This window comes from Klebsiella sp. 10982, assembly GCF_048589245.1.
Lineage (GTDB): Bacteria > Pseudomonadota > Gammaproteobacteria > Enterobacterales > Enterobacteriaceae > Klebsiella > Klebsiella quasivariicola.
On sequence record NZ_JBMAXV010000037.1, the window covers coordinates 13,786 to 29,031 of the forward strand.

Annotated in this window: 18 protein-coding genes; 14 read left to right on the plus strand and 4 right to left on the minus strand. The window is 58.5% G+C overall.

Annotated elements, in window-relative coordinates; all coding sequences use genetic code 11:
* Positions 1 to 5: 5 nt before the first annotated feature.
* Together ytfT and yjfF are read left to right on the plus strand one after the other, a co-directional pair.
* On the plus strand, positions 6 to 1,031 hold the full coding sequence (gene ytfT / locus ACKLKD_RS21890) for a galactofuranose ABC transporter, ATP-binding protein YtfT (protein ID WP_080897686.1): 1,026 nt from the start codon (positions 6 to 8) through the stop codon (positions 1,029 to 1,031).
* On the plus strand, positions 1,018 to 2,016 hold the full coding sequence (yjfF, locus tag ACKLKD_RS21895) for a galactofuranose ABC transporter, permease protein YjfF (protein ID WP_025712317.1): 999 nt from the start codon (positions 1,018 to 1,020) through the stop codon (positions 2,014 to 2,016). Before ytfT ends, yjfF begins: the two co-directional genes overlap by 14 nt.
* A 42-nt stretch (positions 2,017 to 2,058) precedes the next feature.
* Here yjfF and fbp read toward each other — a convergent pair whose 3' ends face one another.
* On the minus strand, positions 2,059 to 3,057 hold the full coding sequence (gene fbp / locus ACKLKD_RS21900) for a class 1 fructose-bisphosphatase (RefSeq protein WP_025712316.1): 999 nt from the start codon (positions 3,055 to 3,057) through the stop codon (positions 2,059 to 2,061).
* Between the two features lie 175 nt (positions 3,058 to 3,232).
* Between fbp and mpl the strand changes: the two genes are divergently transcribed.
* Both mpl and ACKLKD_RS21910 read left to right on the plus strand, forming a co-directional pair.
* Positions 3,233 to 4,606, plus strand: coding sequence for a UDP-N-acetylmuramate:L-alanyl-gamma-D-glutamyl-meso-diaminopimelate ligase (mpl, locus tag ACKLKD_RS21905; protein WP_080897685.1), 1,374 nt, complete (start codon positions 3,233 to 3,235; stop codon positions 4,604 to 4,606).
* Between the two features lie 68 nt (positions 4,607 to 4,674).
* Positions 4,675 to 5,202, plus strand: coding sequence for a GNAT family N-acetyltransferase (locus ACKLKD_RS21910; protein WP_080897684.1), 528 nt, complete (start codon positions 4,675 to 4,677; stop codon positions 5,200 to 5,202).
* A 47-nt stretch (positions 5,203 to 5,249) separates the two neighbouring features.
* On the opposite strand, the gene ACKLKD_RS21915 is transcribed toward ACKLKD_RS21910, so the two are convergent.
* The gene (locus tag ACKLKD_RS21915; RefSeq protein WP_080897683.1) at positions 5,250 to 6,458 is read right to left on the minus strand and encodes an aldose 1-epimerase family protein; all 1,209 of its coding nucleotides are present in this window, start codon (positions 6,456 to 6,458) and stop codon (positions 5,250 to 5,252) included.
* A gap of 503 nt (positions 6,459 to 6,961) precedes the next feature.
* Positions 6,962 to 7,513, minus strand: a complete 552-nt coding sequence (yjgA, locus tag ACKLKD_RS21920) for a ribosome biogenesis factor YjgA (protein WP_004206498.1) — start codon at positions 7,511 to 7,513, stop codon at positions 6,962 to 6,964.
* Between the two features lie 95 nt (positions 7,514 to 7,608).
* Between yjgA and pmbA the strand changes: the two genes are divergently transcribed.
* Entirely contained in the window at positions 7,609 to 8,961 is a 1,353-nt protein-coding gene (gene pmbA, locus ACKLKD_RS21925) for a metalloprotease PmbA (RefSeq protein ID WP_042929315.1), read from the plus strand.
* 36 nt (positions 8,962 to 8,997) lie between these two features.
* Positions 8,998 to 9,384: a cytochrome b562 gene (gene cybC, locus ACKLKD_RS21930; protein WP_002886893.1), complete on the plus strand. Its 387-nt coding sequence runs from the start codon at positions 8,998 to 9,000 to the stop codon at positions 9,382 to 9,384.
* Between the two features lie 54 nt (positions 9,385 to 9,438).
* On the opposite strand, the gene ACKLKD_RS21935 is transcribed toward cybC, so the two are convergent.
* Positions 9,439 to 9,570 carry a hypothetical protein gene (locus tag ACKLKD_RS21935; protein ID WP_014908079.1) on the minus strand — a complete coding sequence of 44 codons (132 nt, stop codon included), beginning with the start codon at positions 9,568 to 9,570 and terminating at the stop codon, positions 9,439 to 9,441.
* Positions 9,571 to 9,673: 103 nt separating this feature from the next.
* Between ACKLKD_RS21935 and ACKLKD_RS21940 the strand changes: the two genes are divergently transcribed.
* The 8 genes from ACKLKD_RS21940 (at position 9,674) to dagF (ending at position 15,228) form a co-directional block, all read left to right on the plus strand.
* Positions 9,674 to 10,012 carry a glycine dehydrogenase gene (locus tag ACKLKD_RS21940; RefSeq protein WP_025712310.1) on the plus strand — a complete coding sequence of 113 codons (339 nt, stop codon included), beginning with the start codon at positions 9,674 to 9,676 and terminating at the stop codon, positions 10,010 to 10,012.
* Between the two features lie 10 nt (positions 10,013 to 10,022).
* Positions 10,023 to 10,385, plus strand: coding sequence for an SFCGS family glycine-rich protein (locus ACKLKD_RS21945; RefSeq protein ID WP_004206501.1), 363 nt, complete (start codon positions 10,023 to 10,025; stop codon positions 10,383 to 10,385).
* A 2-nt stretch (positions 10,386 to 10,387) separates the two neighbouring features.
* Entirely contained in the window at positions 10,388 to 10,687 is a 300-nt protein-coding gene (locus tag ACKLKD_RS21950; RefSeq protein WP_025712308.1) for a DUF4312 family protein, read from the plus strand.
* Between the two features lie 21 nt (positions 10,688 to 10,708).
* Entirely contained in the window at positions 10,709 to 11,485 is a 777-nt protein-coding gene (locus ACKLKD_RS21955; RefSeq protein ID WP_025712307.1) for a DUF4311 domain-containing protein, read from the plus strand.
* Positions 11,486 to 11,498: 13 nt separating this feature from the next.
* Entirely contained in the window at positions 11,499 to 12,143 is a 645-nt protein-coding gene (locus tag ACKLKD_RS21960; protein ID WP_004152267.1) for a DUF4310 family protein, read from the plus strand.
* Positions 12,144 to 12,255: 112 nt separating this feature from the next.
* Entirely contained in the window at positions 12,256 to 13,389 is a 1,134-nt protein-coding gene (locus ACKLKD_RS21965) for an amidohydrolase/deacetylase family metallohydrolase (protein ID WP_087805878.1), read from the plus strand.
* The gene (locus tag ACKLKD_RS21970; protein ID WP_087805876.1) at positions 13,373 to 14,491 is read left to right on the plus strand and encodes a DgaE family pyridoxal phosphate-dependent ammonia lyase; all 1,119 of its coding nucleotides are present in this window, start codon (positions 13,373 to 13,375) and stop codon (positions 14,489 to 14,491) included. Before ACKLKD_RS21965 ends, ACKLKD_RS21970 begins: the two co-directional genes overlap by 17 nt.
* Positions 14,488 to 15,228, plus strand: a complete 741-nt coding sequence (gene dagF / locus ACKLKD_RS21975) for a 2-dehydro-3-deoxy-phosphogluconate aldolase (protein ID WP_025712303.1) — start codon at positions 14,488 to 14,490, stop codon at positions 15,226 to 15,228. Before ACKLKD_RS21970 ends, dagF begins: the two co-directional genes overlap by 4 nt.
* Positions 15,229 to 15,246 lie beyond the last annotated feature (18 nt).

Sequence of the window (15,246 nt, forward strand, 5' to 3'; positions counted from 1 at the left end):
AACCCATGATGCCTCGATCTCTTTCGCAAACCGGCCCGGAGAAGCGACGCTTCACCTGGCCGAAAGGCACCCCGCAGATCATTGCCCTGCTGCTGGTGCTGCTGGTCGACAGTCTGGTGGCGCCCCATTTTTATCAGGTGGTACTCCAGGATGGCCGCCTGTTTGGCAGCCCAATCGATATTCTTAACCGCGCCGCCCCGGTGGCGCTGCTGGCGATTGGCATGACGCTGGTGATCGCCACCGGCGGTATCGATCTGTCGGTGGGGGCGGTGATGGCGATTGCCGGGGCGACGGCCGCCTCGATGACCGTCGCCGGGCACAGCCTGGCGGTGGTGGTGCTGGCCGCGCTGGGGGCCGGTGCGCTGGCCGGGCTGTGGAACGGCATTCTCGTCGCCGTTCTTAAGATCCAGCCCTTTGTGGCGACGCTGATCCTGATGGTGGCCGGGCGCGGGGTCGCGCAGCTGATCACCGCCGGGCAGATCGTCACCTTTGATTCTCCGGCCCTGGCGTGGCTCGGCAGCGGATCGTTTCTGCTGTTCCCGATGCCGGTGATCATTGCCGCCGCCACCCTGCTGCTGTTCTGGCTGTTTACCCGTAAAACAGCGCTGGGCATGTTTATCGAGGCGGTAGGGATCAACATCCGCGCGGCGAAAAACGCCGGCGTGAATACCCGCATCGTGGTGATGCTGGCCTATGTCCTGAGCGGCGTCTGCGCAGCGATCGCCGGGATCATCGTGGCGGCGGATATTCGCGGCGCGGATGCCAATAATGCCGGTCTGTGGCTCGAGCTGGACGCCATTCTGGCGGTGGTCATCGGCGGCGCCTCGCTGATGGGCGGGCGCTTCAACCTGCTGCTGTCGGTGGTGGGGGCGCTGATTATCCAGGGAATGAATACCGGCATTTTGCTCTCCGGCTTTCCGCCGGAGCTCAACCAGGTGGTGAAAGCGGTGGTGGTGCTGTGCGTACTGATTTTCCAGTCGCCGCGCTTTATCGGTTTACTGAAAGGGGTACGCGGCCATGATAAAACGTAATTTACCGTTGATGATCACCCTGGCGGTGTTTGTGCTGGGCTATCTCTACTGCCTGACGCAGTTCCCCGGCTTTGCCTCAACGCGGGTGATCTGCAATATCCTGACGGATAATGCCTTCCTCGGGATCATCGCCGTGGGCATGACCTTTGTGATCCTCTCCGGTGGGATCGATCTGTCGGTGGGGTCGGTGATCGCTTTTACCGGCGTCTTCCTCGCCAAAGCGATTGGCTTTTGGGGAATCTCGCCGCTGGTGGCGTTTCCGCTGGTGCTGGTGATGGGCTGCGCCTTCGGTGCGTTTATGGGGCTGCTTATCGACGCGCTAAAGATCCCGGCTTTTATCATCACCCTCGCCGGCATGTTCTTCCTGCGCGGCGTCAGCTATCTGGTGTCGGAGGAGTCGATCCCGATTAACCATCCGGTGTACGACACCTTGTCCGGGCTGGCATGGACCATTCCCGGCGGCGGTCGTCTCAGCGCCATGGGGCTGCTGATGCTGCTGGTGGTGGTAGCCGGTATTTTTGTCGCCCATCGCACCCGTTTTGGCAACCAGGTGTATGCCATCGGCGGCAACGCGACGTCGGCGAATTTAATGGGGATTTCCACCCGTAGCGCCACGATCCGTATCTATATGCTCTCCACCGGGCTGGCGACGCTGGCCGGGATCGTCTTTTCCATTTATACCCAGGCGGGCTATGCGCTGGCGGGCGTCGGCGTGGAGCTGGACGCGATTGCCTCGGTGGTGATCGGCGGTACGCTGCTCAGCGGCGGCGTTGGGACTGTGCTGGGGACGCTGTTCGGGGTGGCGATTCAGGGGCTGATTCAGACCTACATTAACTTCGATGGCACCCTCAGTTCATGGTGGACGAAAATCGCCATCGGTATTTTGCTGTTTATCTTTATCGCGCTACAGCGTGGACTGACGGTGCTGTGGGAAAATCGGCAGAATGCAACGGTGACGCGGGTGAGCGGAGCGGGGACTCAATGAGAAATGCTCCTCCCGCAGGCGCGGGAGGAGCGGGCAGGGCGCTTAGGCGTCCGGGAACGCTTTAATAAAGTTCTCGACGTCTTCCACCATGTGGTTGTTGCCGACGAAGAACGAGCGGCGCTGGTGCAGGCTTTCCGGAATAATATCCAGAATACGCTCTTTACCGTCGCTGGCCTTACCGCCCGCCTGTTCGGCGAGGAAGGCCATCGGGTTGCATTCATACAGCAGGCGCAGTTTACCGTCCGGGTGGCTGGCGGTGCTCGGATAGAGATAGATGCCGCCCTTCAGCAGGTTGCGGTGGAAGTCCGCCACCAGCGAGCCGATATAGCGTGAGGTATAAGGACGCTGAGTCGCTTTGTCCTCTTCCTGGCAGTACTTAATGTACTTCTTCACGCCCTGCGGGAATTTGATGTAGTTGCCTTCGTTGATGGAGTAGGTATTGCCCTTCTCCGGGAAGCGCATGCGCTCCTGACACAGACAGAAGACGCCGAGGGACGGGTCGTAGGTGAAGGCATGGACGCCGCAGCCGGTGGTATACACCAGCATCGTCGAAGAGCCGTAGACCACATAGCCCGCGGCCACCTGCCTGTTACCCGGCTGCAGGAAGTCTTCTTCTGTCACCGGCGTGCCGACAGGCGTGACGCGGCGGTAGATGGAGAAAATCGTGCCGACAGAGACGTTAACGTCGATGTTAGAGGAGCCATCCAGAGGGTCCATCAGCACCACGTATTTGGCGTGTTCACACCCTTCGAAGACGACAATTTCATCTTCTTCTTCGGAGGCGATCCCGGCAACAATATCGCGTGCTCGCAGTGCGGCTTTTAATTTTTCATTAGCGAACAGATCGAGTTTTTGCTGAACCTCGCCCTGAACGTTTTCAGCACCGCTGGCACCCAGGATATCGACCAGACCGGCCTTGTTGATATCGCGGTGGATGATCTTGGCGCCCAACTTTATTGCTGACAACAAAGCAGTCAGCTCACCGGTGGCGTGGGAGAACTCGTGCTGCTTTTCAACAATAAACTCACCTAACGTTTTCATAACTCGTTCCCTGCATTTTTATGTTGAGTAAAACGAACGCAACAATCTTAACAAAGAATCAAAAAAGTGCGCACTGGTGAATCGCGCCAGCAAAATACAGATTCGCCTGAAATGCATTTCGCCAGGGCCCGGGATATGGGTAAAATGTGCCCCGGATAAGAGAAGGAAATGACGAATGCGCATTCATATTTTAGGAATCTGTGGCACGTTTATGGGGGGCCTGGCCATGCTGGCGCGCTCCCTCGGTCATGAGGTAACGGGGTCGGATGCTAACGTCTATCCGCCGATGAGCACCCTGCTGGAAAACCAGGGGATTGATTTAATTCAGGGTTATGACCCCAGCCAGCTGGAGCCCCGGCCGGATCTGGTGATCATCGGTAACGCCATGACCCGCGGCAACCCGTGCGTTGAAGCGGTGCTGGAAAACAATATTCCGTATATGTCCGGCCCGCAGTGGCTGCACGACTTCGTGCTGCGCGATCGCTGGGTGCTGGCCGTCGCCGGGACCCACGGCAAAACCACCACCGCCGGCATGGCGACCTGGATCCTTGAAGCCTGCGGCTATAAACCGGGCTTCGTGATTGGCGGCGTTCCGGGCAATTTCGACGTCTCCGCGCGCCTGGGCGACAGCCCGTTCTTCGTCATTGAAGCAGATGAATACGACTGCGCCTTCTTCGACAAGCGCTCCAAGTTTGTTCACTACTGCCCGCGGACGCTGATCCTCAACAACCTTGAGTTCGACCACGCGGATATCTTTGACGACCTGAAGGCGATTCAGAAACAGTTCCACCATCTGGTGCGCATCGTGCCGGGCAAAGGCAAAATTATCCTGCCGGAGAACGACATCAATCTGAAGCAGGTGATGGCGATGGGCTGCTGGAGCGAACAGGAGCTGGTGGGCGAGCAGGGCCACTGGCTGGCGAAAAAACTGAATACCGACGCCTCACAGTGGGAAGTCCTGCTCGATGGCGAAAAGGTTGGCGAGGTGAAGTGGACGCTGGTCGGTGAGCATAATATGCATAACGGCCTGATGGCGATTGCCGCGGCGCGTCACGTCGGCGTGCTGCCGGCAGATGCCGCGAATGCGCTGGGCAGCTTTATCAACGCCCGCCGTCGCCTGGAGCTGCGCGGGGAAGCCAACGGCGTCACCGTGTATGACGATTTCGCCCATCATCCGACGGCGATCCTCGCCACGCTGCAGGCGCTGCGCGGCAAAGTGGGCGGCACCGCGCGTATTCTGGCCGTGCTGGAGCCGCGCTCCAACACCATGAAAATGGGCATCTGCAAAGACGACCTGGCGCCGTCTCTCGGCCGCGCCGATGAAGTGTTCCTCCTGCAGCCGCAGCATATTCCGTGGCAGGTGGCGGAAGTGGCGGAAGCCTGCGTCCAGCCGGCGCACTGGAGCGCCGACGTCGATACCCTGGCGGAGATGGTGGTCAAAACCGCCCACCCGGGCGACCATATCCTGGTGATGAGCAACGGCGGCTTCGGCGGCATTCATCAGAAACTGCTGGATAAGCTGGCGCAAAAAGCGGCGGCGGCAGAGTAAGCGCGAACGCCTCCGGTTACTGCCCTCCGCGTGAGGGCAGTTTTATTTTCACCACCAGGGATTGTGCGATGCTGACCTGCGAAAGATTACGTTCTACCGACTCGCCCCATTTCGCCACGCTGGACGCGCTCTACGCCCGGGCCTTTCCGTGGCACGAGCAGCGCGAAAGCGACGCCAAACTTCAGGCGCTGAGCCACCCGCACTACGCGCTGGAAGCGTGGTTCGATGAAGGCGTCTTTGTCGGCCTCAGCGGCTGCTGGCAGTTTGCCGGCTACTGCTATATCGAACATCTGGCGATCGATGATACGTTGTGCTCCCGCGGCTATGGTAAACAGCTGCTGGCGCAGATCCTGACGCGTGCGCCGCTGACTATTCTGGAAATCGATCCGCTGACCACGGCAATCGCCCACAAGCGGCTGCGCTTTTATCAGTCGATGGGATTTCACGCTAACCCTTGGGCGCATCGTCATCCCACCTATCATCAGGGCATCGCGGATCATGAGCTGCTGGTGCTGAGCTACCCGCAGCCGATCGATGAGCGACAGTACCAGCAGTTTGCCCGGGAGCTCGGGCGCGAGGTGATGGGGCGGGAGTAGCCCGGAACGGTGCGTTGCCCCGCTCCGGGAATTCACTGGTTACCACCTTACTCTTTGGCGATCGGCGTCTCGTTCTCTGCGACGTTATTGTCGCCCTGAATCTGCGCGATTTTCTGCTCAACGGCGGCCACCTGAGCGCTGTCGTGCAGCAGGGTGTAGGTCAGATCAAACTGCGCGCTGGCGCCCGGCTGCAGCTGTTTCACGCGTTTTTGTTCCCGTTCGATGGTGACCGGATAGGCGTAGCTGGTGCCCGGTTCAATACCGGTGACGTAGCCCTGTTTGATGGTGTCGGTATTTTTCCATAGCGTCAGGACCGGCAGCTGACGGGTGTCGAACTGAATGGAGGCCCCTTTGTCGCCCGCTTTGTTAACCACCGCGGCCAGGGTCTGGTGATTTTCATCAGCCAGCGGCTGAATATTAAACACCATCTCGTCAAAGTCTTTGGTCGGCCCCTGATAGGTTTGCCAGGTTTTTAACCCGCTCTTCGCGTAATCATTGAACGGGCTGATGCTGGACATCGGGGCGAGGAAACGCGCGCCTTCTTCCAGAATTGGGGTGCCGAAGTTGCTGTGGTAGATGATCTGATAATCATGCGGATAGTCGGCATGGTTGGTTAAGACATCGTGCAGGCTGAAGCTGTTGCTGCCCGGCACGTAACGCAGTTCGGTCAGGGTCTGCAGATCGGCTTTTTTGAAGGTGCTCTCTTTCACCAGCCCGCGGATGCGGATTTCATACGGCGCGCTGTCGGCCACCTCGACTTCTACCCGCGAGGCCGGGGTGTTGCCAGCCTTGCCATGCAGGGTATAAATCTGCCCGTCCGCGGTCACCGGATGGCCGGTCCATTCATAGCCGCAGCGGACCATCATCTCGTTGAACCCTTCCAGCCAGCCCAGCCCGTTGCGGCTTTCCAGGTTGATAAACGCCGGGTTGACGACCTCTTTAACCGGTGAATCCCAGCCCATCCGGCTGCCGAAACCTTCAATACGCAGTAAGTTCATGCCGCGGGTTGGGCTGAGAGTGATAGTCAGGCCGTCTTTACTGTGAATGGTGAGGATTTTGCTGCCTTCCTGCTTGCCGCCGTGCAGGACTTTTTGCTCAATGCTGAACGCATGATCTTTCACCTTCAGCTGATCGCTGCTGATCTGCCAGTTTCCTTTATCCATCCCCTCGTCAGCATTCGTCAGCACCCATGTTTTTGCCGCGGCCGAGCCGGAAACCAGCAGGGCTATAGTCGTCAGAACCAATGTCTTTTTCATTTTTATTCCCTTTTTGCTGAATCGATTGTGTCGTTGACGTGTGAAATCTACCGGGATGGGGGTGTTGAAAATGTGAAGCGCCTCACCTGGTGAGAAAGTGGCCGATTTTATGATGTTAAATGCGATTAATGTCGTATTACTGTGCTAAATATTGCCTAATTATCACTATAAAATGTGATCTACATTGTTTTTAGATTTAACGATTCAGCTAGGCGCAAGAAAATAAAAAGTATCGTCGCGCGGGTGAGAGGGGACCCAGACGATGCGAAGGGTACATCCCTGCTGGCGCAAGCCTTAGAACTGGGGTGAAGGTAGGCCGGATAAGGCGTTAGCCGCCATCCGGCACAACGACGGGAACGGAGTCTGGTACAGATTGCCCGGTGGCGCTGCGCTTGCGCGGGCCTACGAAACAGAGTAACCGTTTGATATATAGGGATCTGTAGCCCGGATAAGGCGCTGCGCGCCGCCATCCGGGAGACTATTGCGGACAAAAACGGCGAGAATTAGCCCTCGTTTTCCGCCAGTTCGCGCAGGTACTGGAAGATCAGGCGCGCGGATTTCGGCGGCTTGTTGCCTTCTTTCTCTTTCTTCGCATTGCGGATCAGTGAACGTAGCTGCTGACGGTCAGCATCTGGCCACAGGTTCAGCACTTCAGCAACGGCGTCATCCCCGTCATCAATCAGGCGATCGCGGATCTGCTCCAGCTTGTGGAACAGCGCAACCTGCTGGTTGTGGCGGTTTTTCAGCTTATCCAGCGCCTGACGAATCGGATCGACATCGCGGTTGCGCAGCATCTTACCGATAAGCTGCAGCTGGCGGCGGCGACCCTCTTTTTTGATTCGCTGGGCGAGTTCGATGGCGTCGCGCAGGTCGGTATCCAGCGGAATTTTATCCAGCGCGTTTTTTCCCAGGTCAACGAGTTCCGCGCCAAGACGCTTCAGTTCTTCCGCGTCGCGCTTAATTTCACTCTTACTGACCCAGATAATTTCATCGTCTTCATCCTCGATATCATCACCGGGAACGTCGTCGAGCCAGTCTTCGGGCTGCTTTGTCATCTCAGGCTCCTTAAAAAAAGAGGCTAATGTTACCAGTTAAGGCGCGCACTGAAAAACGGTTCTCTGTTAGACTTCAGTTAACTCCTTCTTACATTATGGCATTAGCAATGAAAGTGATCTCTCAAGTTGCCCAGCAACGTAAGACGCTGGAAGAGGCCGTGACCACGGCGCTGGAACTGGCGGCAGGTAAATCCGATGGCGCGGAAGTCTCCGTCAGCAAAACGACGGGCATCGGCGTCAGCACCCGCTATGGCGAAGTGGAGAATGTAGAATTCAATAGCGATGGGGCGTTAGGCATCACGGTTTACCATCAGAACCGCAAGGGCAGCGCCTCCTCCACCGATCTCAGCCCGGACGCCATCGCCCGCACCGTACAGGCGGCGCTGGATATTGCGCGCTACACCTCGCCGGACCCGTTTGCCGGTGTGGCGGATAAAGAACTGCTGGCCTTTGACGCTCCGGATCTGGACCTGTTCCATCCGGCAGAGGTCTCTCCGGACGAAGCCATCGAGCTGGCCGCCCGCGCCGAGCAGGCCGCCCTGAAGGCGGATAAACGCATCACCAACACCGAAGGCGGCAGCTTTAACAGCCACTACGGCATCAAAGTGTTCGGCAACAGTCACGGCATGCTGCAAAGCTATTGCTCGACCCGCCATTCGCTCTCCAGCTGCGTCATTGCGGAAGATGACGGCGACATGGAGCGCGACTACGCCTACACCATTGGCCGGGCGATCGAGGATCTGCAGTCCCCGGAATGGGTCGGGGAAGAGTGCGCCCGCCGCACCCTGTCGCGTCTGGCGCCGCGTAAGCTGTCGACCATGAAGGCGCCGGTCATTTTCGCCAACGAAGTGGCGACCGGGCTGTTTGGCCACCTGGTCGGGGCGATTGCCGGTGGTTCGGTATACCGCAAATCCACGTTCCTGCTCGACTCGCTGGGCAAACAAATTTTGCCGGAGTGGCTGACCATCGAAGAGCATCCGCATCTGCTGAAGGGGCTGGCGTCTACGCCGTTCGACAGCGAAGGCGTGCGCACCGAACGTCGCGATATCGTCAAAGACGGGGTGCTGACCCAGTGGCTGCTGACCAACTACTCCGCCCGTAAGCTGGGGATGAAAAGCACCGGTCACGCCGGGGGCATCCACAACTGGCGCATCAACGGCCGCGGCCTGAGTTTTGCAAAGATGCTTAAAGAGATGGGCACCGGTCTTGTGGTTACCGAACTGATGGGGCAGGGTGTCAGTGGCGTCACCGGCGACTACTCACGCGGCGCATCCGGCTTCTGGGTAGAAAACGGCGAAATTCAATATCCTGTCAGTGAGATTACCATTGCAGGAAATCTGAAAGAAATGTGGCGTAATATCGTGACCATCGGCGACGATATCGAAACGCGCAGCAACATTCAGTGTGGTTCTGTGCTGCTGCCGGAGATGAAAATCGCCGGGCAATAACACCTGTTTGCTTAAATAATAAAAAGGAAGTGAGCAATGCGTAAAAAACTGTTAGCGATGCTGGCTGTCTCTGCTTTTGCGCTCGGTTCAGCATCGGCCTTCGCCGATCTGGGCGAAGACATGGACACTCTGGCAGAAAACCTGCAAGTGGTACAAAAAACCTCCGACGCCGGCGAGCTGAAAGCGGCGCTGAATAAGATGCGTACCGCCGCGGTTGATGCCCAGAAAGAGACGCCGCCGAAGCTGGAAGGCAAAGCTGCCGACAGCGCCGAAATGAAAGATTACCGTCACGGTCTGGATATCCTGATTGGTCAAATTGACGGCGCGCTGAAGCTGGCGAATGAAGGCAAGGTGAAAGAGGCGCAGGCCGCCGCGGAAGAGTTTAAAACCACCCGCAACACCTACCACAAGAAGTATCGCTAACGGCAGTTTTCGGGAGGTATCAGCCGATGCCTCCCACCTGAAAGCCTACCGATATCACATTTTTCCACTCTCTTTTTCCGGCCTTTCCGCTGCCGCGGGCGCCTTGTCCACGCTCATTGTTGTGATACATCTCACGCCATAGCCGTCGTTTTTACCTTTTCCCTGTGAATATGTGGGGTCGATCACCCCTGCCGTCTCCCTTTCCACTTCGAAGTGGAAAACTACTCGCTACAAACTCCCTCCCCCCGGCGCTACTTTGATTCCCAGAGACATCAGCGGGGTATCAGAAGTGAATAACGGAGCGGTAATACACGACGAAGGGGAGCAGGCGGCGCAGACCGAACGCCTGGCCGACAAGATGCTGCAGCAGGTTTTCGCCCTGTTAAGCCGTCACGGCATTGTCCCTAACGACGTTCAGGAGCAAATGCTGACTTCCCACGTGCGGGCCATGGCCCACCGGTCAATCAGCGGTGAACCGCTACCGGAGGTGGATGCCAGCCTGTTCGAAGAGATTTCAGAAGATTCAATGATGTTGGCCCGCGAAGTGGTCGCACAGTTCGGCAACCTGCCTGATGAAGAGGCCTGGCTGCTCTCCGTCCACTTCGAAGTCGCAAAAGATAACCTGTAAGGAGCAAAACATGGAACAAATCACCGTAGTCATTGGCGACCGTCTGGGCAAAGGACAAAAAGTCGCGGCAGGGGCAGAAAAAGCGGGCGCACGTGCTGTGGTCGTCCCGGGCGTGGCGGCTGACATGAAGCTTGGCGACATGATGAAAGCAGAAAACGCCACCTTCGGCATCTCCTTCTGCGGCAGCGGCGGCGCCGGCGCCATCACCGCGCAGACCAAGTACGGCTACAAAGCAAAATACGGCATGCGTTCCGTGGAAGAGGGCGTCACCGCCATCAACGAAGGCTGCAACGTGCTGGGCTTCGGCTTTATGGATAAAGAAGAGCTGGGCGAACGCCTGGTAGAAGCCTGGAAAAAGAAATACGGCGCATAAGTATGAAAGAGCAATTCACCACCACGGTGAGGGTTGCCGGCAAAGGCGAAAGCAAATCACGGGCCTTCGCCGATGCCCTGAACCATGTGCAGGCTGCGGTGATGAAAACGTCAGCGCACATTCTGCTGCGTATTGAGCCACAGGACGTGACGGTTGTTCATGCGCGCGAAGCGGTACGAAAAGAGGCCTTCCTGTTCTTCTTTTTGCGCCGCGAACGACGGACCTACAGCGTGGAGCTGGACGTCACCGTCAACGTGACCGCCATCGATCTCGATAAAGTGGATTTCGTCACGCAAACCTGATTGTTAGCAAAGGGTCTGACTATGTTCCTGATAATTTTAATAAAATCGCTTATCATCGGCGGCCTGGTCGGCGTCGGCGTGGGCGCCGGAGCGGCACGCATGTTTCACGCGCCCACCACGCAGGGGATGGGGGCATTTCGTACCCTGGGTGAGCTCAACTCCTGCGAGGGCGACCCGGCTTCCCACTTCTCCTTTGGCCTTGGCTTCTTCTTTAACGCCTGGGCTTCTTCCGTTGCAGCAGGCTCCTTCACTCAGGACGTCGACCACCGCATTATCCCCAACTGGGGCGCGGCGGCGCTAATGGTGAAAAATCGTAACGTCGGCGAAACACTGCACGATCCGAAAAAAATGGCCATTGCCTGCGGCATCATCGGCATGATCGTCGTCGCCTTCCTGAACCTCACCGCCTCGTCCGTGCCGGAAGCGCTGCAGGTCACCGCGGTTAAGGTACTGGTGCCGGCGGCAAACCTGCTGGTGAACACCGTGATGCCGGTGATCTTCTGGCTGGCGGCGATCGATGCCGGTAAGAAATCAGGCTTCTGGGCGACGATTTTCGGCGGCGCAGCGCAGCTGATTATGGGCAACGCCGTACCGGGGCTGGTGCTGGGGATCCTGATCGGTAAAGGCGTCGAAGAGAGCGGCTGGAACCGGGTAACCAAAGTGATGATGGTGGCCATCGTCGCGCTGTTTGTCCTCAGCGGCTTCTTCCGCGGCTTCGACATGAAGATGATCGAATCCTTCCATCTGACCGTGCCGAACTGGCTGGACATGATCCACAACTCACTCAGCGGCAAGTAACGGGAGCCTGATAATGGAACAGAATAAAGGTTTTTGGTATGCCGACTGGTCGTTCCCGATCTTTGTTGGCCTGCTCTCCTCCGGCGTCTTCGCCGGGACCCACATGTATTACCTGTACGGCATCGGCGCCTTTAACGAAGTGGCCTTCGTGGCGATGCTGAAGTCGGGGATTGATACCGGCGTGTACGGCGCGGTGGCGGCGTTTGGCGCCAGCTTCCTGTTCGCCCGCATCATTGAAGGGTCGCTGGTGGGCATTCTGGATATCGGTGGCGCTATCCAGACCGGTATCGGCCTTGGCGTGCCGGCGCTGCTGCTCGGCGCGGGCTTTGTCTTCCCGGTGGCGAATTTCGCCGCGTCGCTGGTCACCGGCCTGGTCCTCGGCCTGGCGGTCGGCTACATCATCATTCTGGCGCGTAAGTTCACCATCAACCAGAGCGATTCCACCTACGGCGCCGACGTGATGATGGGGGCTGGTAACGCCTCTGGCCGCTTCCTCGGTCCCTTGATCATCCTCAGCGCAATGACCGCCTCGATTCCTATTGGGATCGGTTCGCTGGTTGGCGCACTGCTGTTCTACATCTGGCAGAAACCGATCACCGGCGGCGCCATCCTCGGGGCGATGATCCTCGGCTCCATCTTCCCGGTGGCGATTAGCTAGCCGCCCGATGGCGCAGCGCTTATCTGGTCTTCAAGTCAGCGCGATTTGTAGGCCGGATAAGGGGGTACGCCGCCATCCGGCAACAGATTCACTCTTTCATCAGGAGATAGCTATGTTTGATTTACTCCTGCGCCGTGCGCGCCTCGTCGACGATACCCTGACTGATATCGCCATCCAGGACGGGAAAATCGCGGCGCTGGGCGAGATTAGCGCGCCCTCCCGCAAAACCCTCGAGCTGAACGGCAAGGTTTACGTCAGCGCTGGCTGGATTGACTCCCACGTTCACTGCTACCCCAATTCGCCGATTTATCACGATGAGCCGGACAGCGTCGGTATCGCCACCGGCGTCACCACCGTGATCGATGCCGGCAGCACCGGCGCCGACGACGTCGATGACTTCTATCAACTGACCCGTAAAGCGGCGACGGAAGTTTATGCGTTGCTCAACATCTCCCGCGTCGGGCTGATAGCGCAGAACGAACTGGCGAATATGGCCAATATCGACGCCGCCGCGGTGAAGCAGGCGGTGCAGCGCCATCCTGACTTTATCGTCGGTCTGAAGGCGCGGATGAGCAGCAGCGTTGTCGGCGAAAACGGCATTACGCCGCTGGCGCGCGCCAAGGCCATTCAGCAGGAAAACGGCGATCTGCCGCTGATGGTGCACATCGGCAATAACCCGCCGAATCTCGATGAAATCGCCGATCTGCTGAGCAACGGCGACATCATTACCCACTGCTATAACGGCAAGCCGAACCGCATTCTTAATCCTGCCGGCGAGCTGCGCAGCTCCATTACTCGCGCGCTGCAGCGCGGCGTGCGCCTCGATGTCGGCCACGGTACCGCCAGCTTCAGCTTTGAGGTGGCGCGGCGGGCGATTGCGCTGGGCATTCTGCCGCACACCATTAGCTCCGATATTTACTGCCGTAACCGGATCGACGGCCCGGTGCGCTCGCTGGCGCTGGTGATGTCGAAATTCCTCGCTATCGGCATGACCCTGCCGCAGGTGATTGACTGCGTGACCGTCAGCGCCGCCGAGGGGTTGCGCCTGGCGCGTAAAGGGCGCCTGGAAGCGGGATTCGATGCCGATTTAACTCTATTTAGCCTGCAGCATCAGCCCACGTTGCTGGTGGATGCCGAAAAAGAGAGCCTGCAGGCTGACAACATTCTGGTGCCGCTGGCCGCGATCCGCGCGGGCAAAGGCTATCTGACCGAACAAGGGAGTGCGGAACATGCCTTCGATTTTTGAGAAATACCATTTAAAACAGGTGATTAATACTTCGGGCCGCATGACGGCGCTGGGCGTCTCCACGCCGCGCCCGGAAGTGGTGGAAGCCGCGATAGCCGGTATGAACCAGTACTTTGAAATGAAAGACCTGGTGAACAAAACCGGTGAGTACATCGCCAAACTGCTGGACGTGGAAGGGGCGACCGTTGTCTCCTGCGCATCGGCAGGGATTGCGCAGTCGGTAGCGGCGGTGCTGGTGAAAGACAGCGACTGGCTGCTGGAGAACCTGCACGTTACCCCGATTGAGAATAATGAAATCGTGTTGCCGAAGGGCCACAACGTCAACTTCGGCGCGCCGGTCGGCACCATGGTAGCGCTGGGCGGCGGTAAGCTGGTGGAAGCGGGCTACGCCAACGAATGCTCTGCCCAACAGCTGGCGGCGGCGATCACCCCGCGCACCGCGGCGATCCTGTACATCAAATCCCACCACTGCGTGCAGAAAAGCATGCTCAACGTCGCGCAGGCCGCGGAAGTGGCGCGCCAGCATAACTTGCCGCTGATCGTCGATGCGGCGGCGGAAGAAGATTTGCAGTGCTACTACCGCATGGGCGCCGACCTGGTGATCTACAGCGGCGCGAAAGCCATTGAAGGGCCGACCAGCGGGCTGGTCATCGGCAAAACGCAGTACGTCGAGTGGGTTAAGCGCCAGTCGATGGGGATTGGCCGGGCGATGAAAGTGGGTAAAGAGGGCATCCTCGGCCTGACCTGCGCCATTGAACACTACCTGACGGCGACCAAAGAGAGCGGCGAGCAGATGGTGGCCAAAATGACGCCGTTTATCGAACAGCTCAACACCCTCAACGGCGTGACCGCGCGGGTAGTGTGGGATAGCGCGGGTCGCGATATCGCCCGTGCCGAAATTAAATTTGATGAAGCGACTACCGGCGTGAAGACCGGCGATCTGGTTAACGCGCTGAAGCAGGGCGAATACGCCATCTACTTCCGCGGCTATAAAGCGAATAAAGGCATTATCGAAGCCGATGTCCGCAGCGTGAACGCGCAGCAGCTGGCGGTGGTCGCCCGCCGCATCGCGGAAGTGCTGAATAAGGAGAAACAAGCATGAAACTGACCCCAAACTTTTACCGTGACCGCGTGTGCCTGAATGTCCTGGCGGGCAGCAAAGACAACGCCCGTGAAATTTACGACGCGGCGGAAGGTCACGTCCTGGTCGGCGTGCTCTCCAAAAACTATCCGGACGTCGCCAGCGCGGTGGCCGATATGCGTGACTACGCGAAGCTGATCGATAACGCGCTCTCCGTCGGGCTGGGCGCAGGCGATCCAAACCAGTCGGCGATGGTGAGCGAGATTTCTCGCCAGGTGCAGCCGCAGCACGTCAACCAGGTCTTCACCGGCGTGGCCACCAGCCGCGCGCTGCTCGGGCAGAACGAGACCGTAGTGAATGGTCTGGTCTCGCCGACCGGTACGCCGGGAATGGTGAAGATCTCCACCGGGCCGCTGAGCAGTGGCGCAGCGGATGGCATTGTGCCGCTGGAAACCGCCATCGCGCTGTTAAAAGATATGGGCGGCAGCTCGATCAAATACTTCCCGATGGGCGGCCTGAAGCACCGCGCCGAGTTCGAAGCCGTCGCCAAAGCCTGCGCTGAGCATGATTTCTGGCTGGAGCCGACCGGTGGTATCGATCTGGAAAATTACAGCGAGATCCTGAAAATCGCGCTGGATGCCGGCGTGAGCAAAATCATTCCGCATATCTACAGCTCGATTATCGATAAAGCCAGCGGCAACACCCGCCCGGCCGATGTTCGCCAGTTGCTGGAGATGACTAAACAGCTAGTGAAGTAGTGCCATTGTCCCTCACCC

Bases quoted from the DNA above. Each gene is read 5' to 3' on its own strand.
- ytfT (WP_080897686.1), top strand. From the start codon at position 6: ATGATGCCTCGATCTCTTTCGCAAACCGGCCCGGAGAAGCGACGCTTC.
- yjfF (WP_025712317.1), top strand. From the start codon at position 1,018: ATGATAAAACGTAATTTACCGTTGATGATCACCCTGGCGGTGTTTGTG.
- fbp (WP_025712316.1), bottom strand. From the start codon at position 3,057: ATGAAAACGTTAGGTGAGTTTATTGTTGAAAAGCAGCACGAGTTCTCC.
- mpl (WP_080897685.1), top strand. From the start codon at position 3,233: ATGCGCATTCATATTTTAGGAATCTGTGGCACGTTTATGGGGGGCCTG.
- ACKLKD_RS21910 (WP_080897684.1), top strand. From the start codon at position 4,675: ATGCTGACCTGCGAAAGATTACGTTCTACCGACTCGCCCCATTTCGCC.
- ACKLKD_RS21915 (WP_080897683.1), bottom strand. From the start codon at position 6,458: ATGAAAAAGACATTGGTTCTGACGACTATAGCCCTGCTGGTTTCCGGC.
- yjgA (WP_004206498.1), bottom strand. From the start codon at position 7,513: ATGACAAAGCAGCCCGAAGACTGGCTCGACGACGTTCCCGGTGATGAT.
- pmbA (WP_042929315.1), top strand. From the start codon at position 7,609: ATGGCATTAGCAATGAAAGTGATCTCTCAAGTTGCCCAGCAACGTAAG.
- cybC (WP_002886893.1), top strand. From the start codon at position 8,998: ATGCGTAAAAAACTGTTAGCGATGCTGGCTGTCTCTGCTTTTGCGCTC.
- ACKLKD_RS21945 (WP_004206501.1), top strand. From the start codon at position 10,023: ATGGAACAAATCACCGTAGTCATTGGCGACCGTCTGGGCAAAGGACAA.
- ACKLKD_RS21950 (WP_025712308.1), top strand. From the start codon at position 10,388: ATGAAAGAGCAATTCACCACCACGGTGAGGGTTGCCGGCAAAGGCGAA.
- ACKLKD_RS21955 (WP_025712307.1), top strand. From the start codon at position 10,709: ATGTTCCTGATAATTTTAATAAAATCGCTTATCATCGGCGGCCTGGTC.
- ACKLKD_RS21960 (WP_004152267.1), top strand. From the start codon at position 11,499: ATGGAACAGAATAAAGGTTTTTGGTATGCCGACTGGTCGTTCCCGATC.
- ACKLKD_RS21965 (WP_087805878.1), top strand. From the start codon at position 12,256: ATGTTTGATTTACTCCTGCGCCGTGCGCGCCTCGTCGACGATACCCTG.
- ACKLKD_RS21970 (WP_087805876.1), top strand. From the start codon at position 13,373: ATGCCTTCGATTTTTGAGAAATACCATTTAAAACAGGTGATTAATACT.
- dagF (WP_025712303.1), top strand. From the start codon at position 14,488: ATGAAACTGACCCCAAACTTTTACCGTGACCGCGTGTGCCTGAATGTC.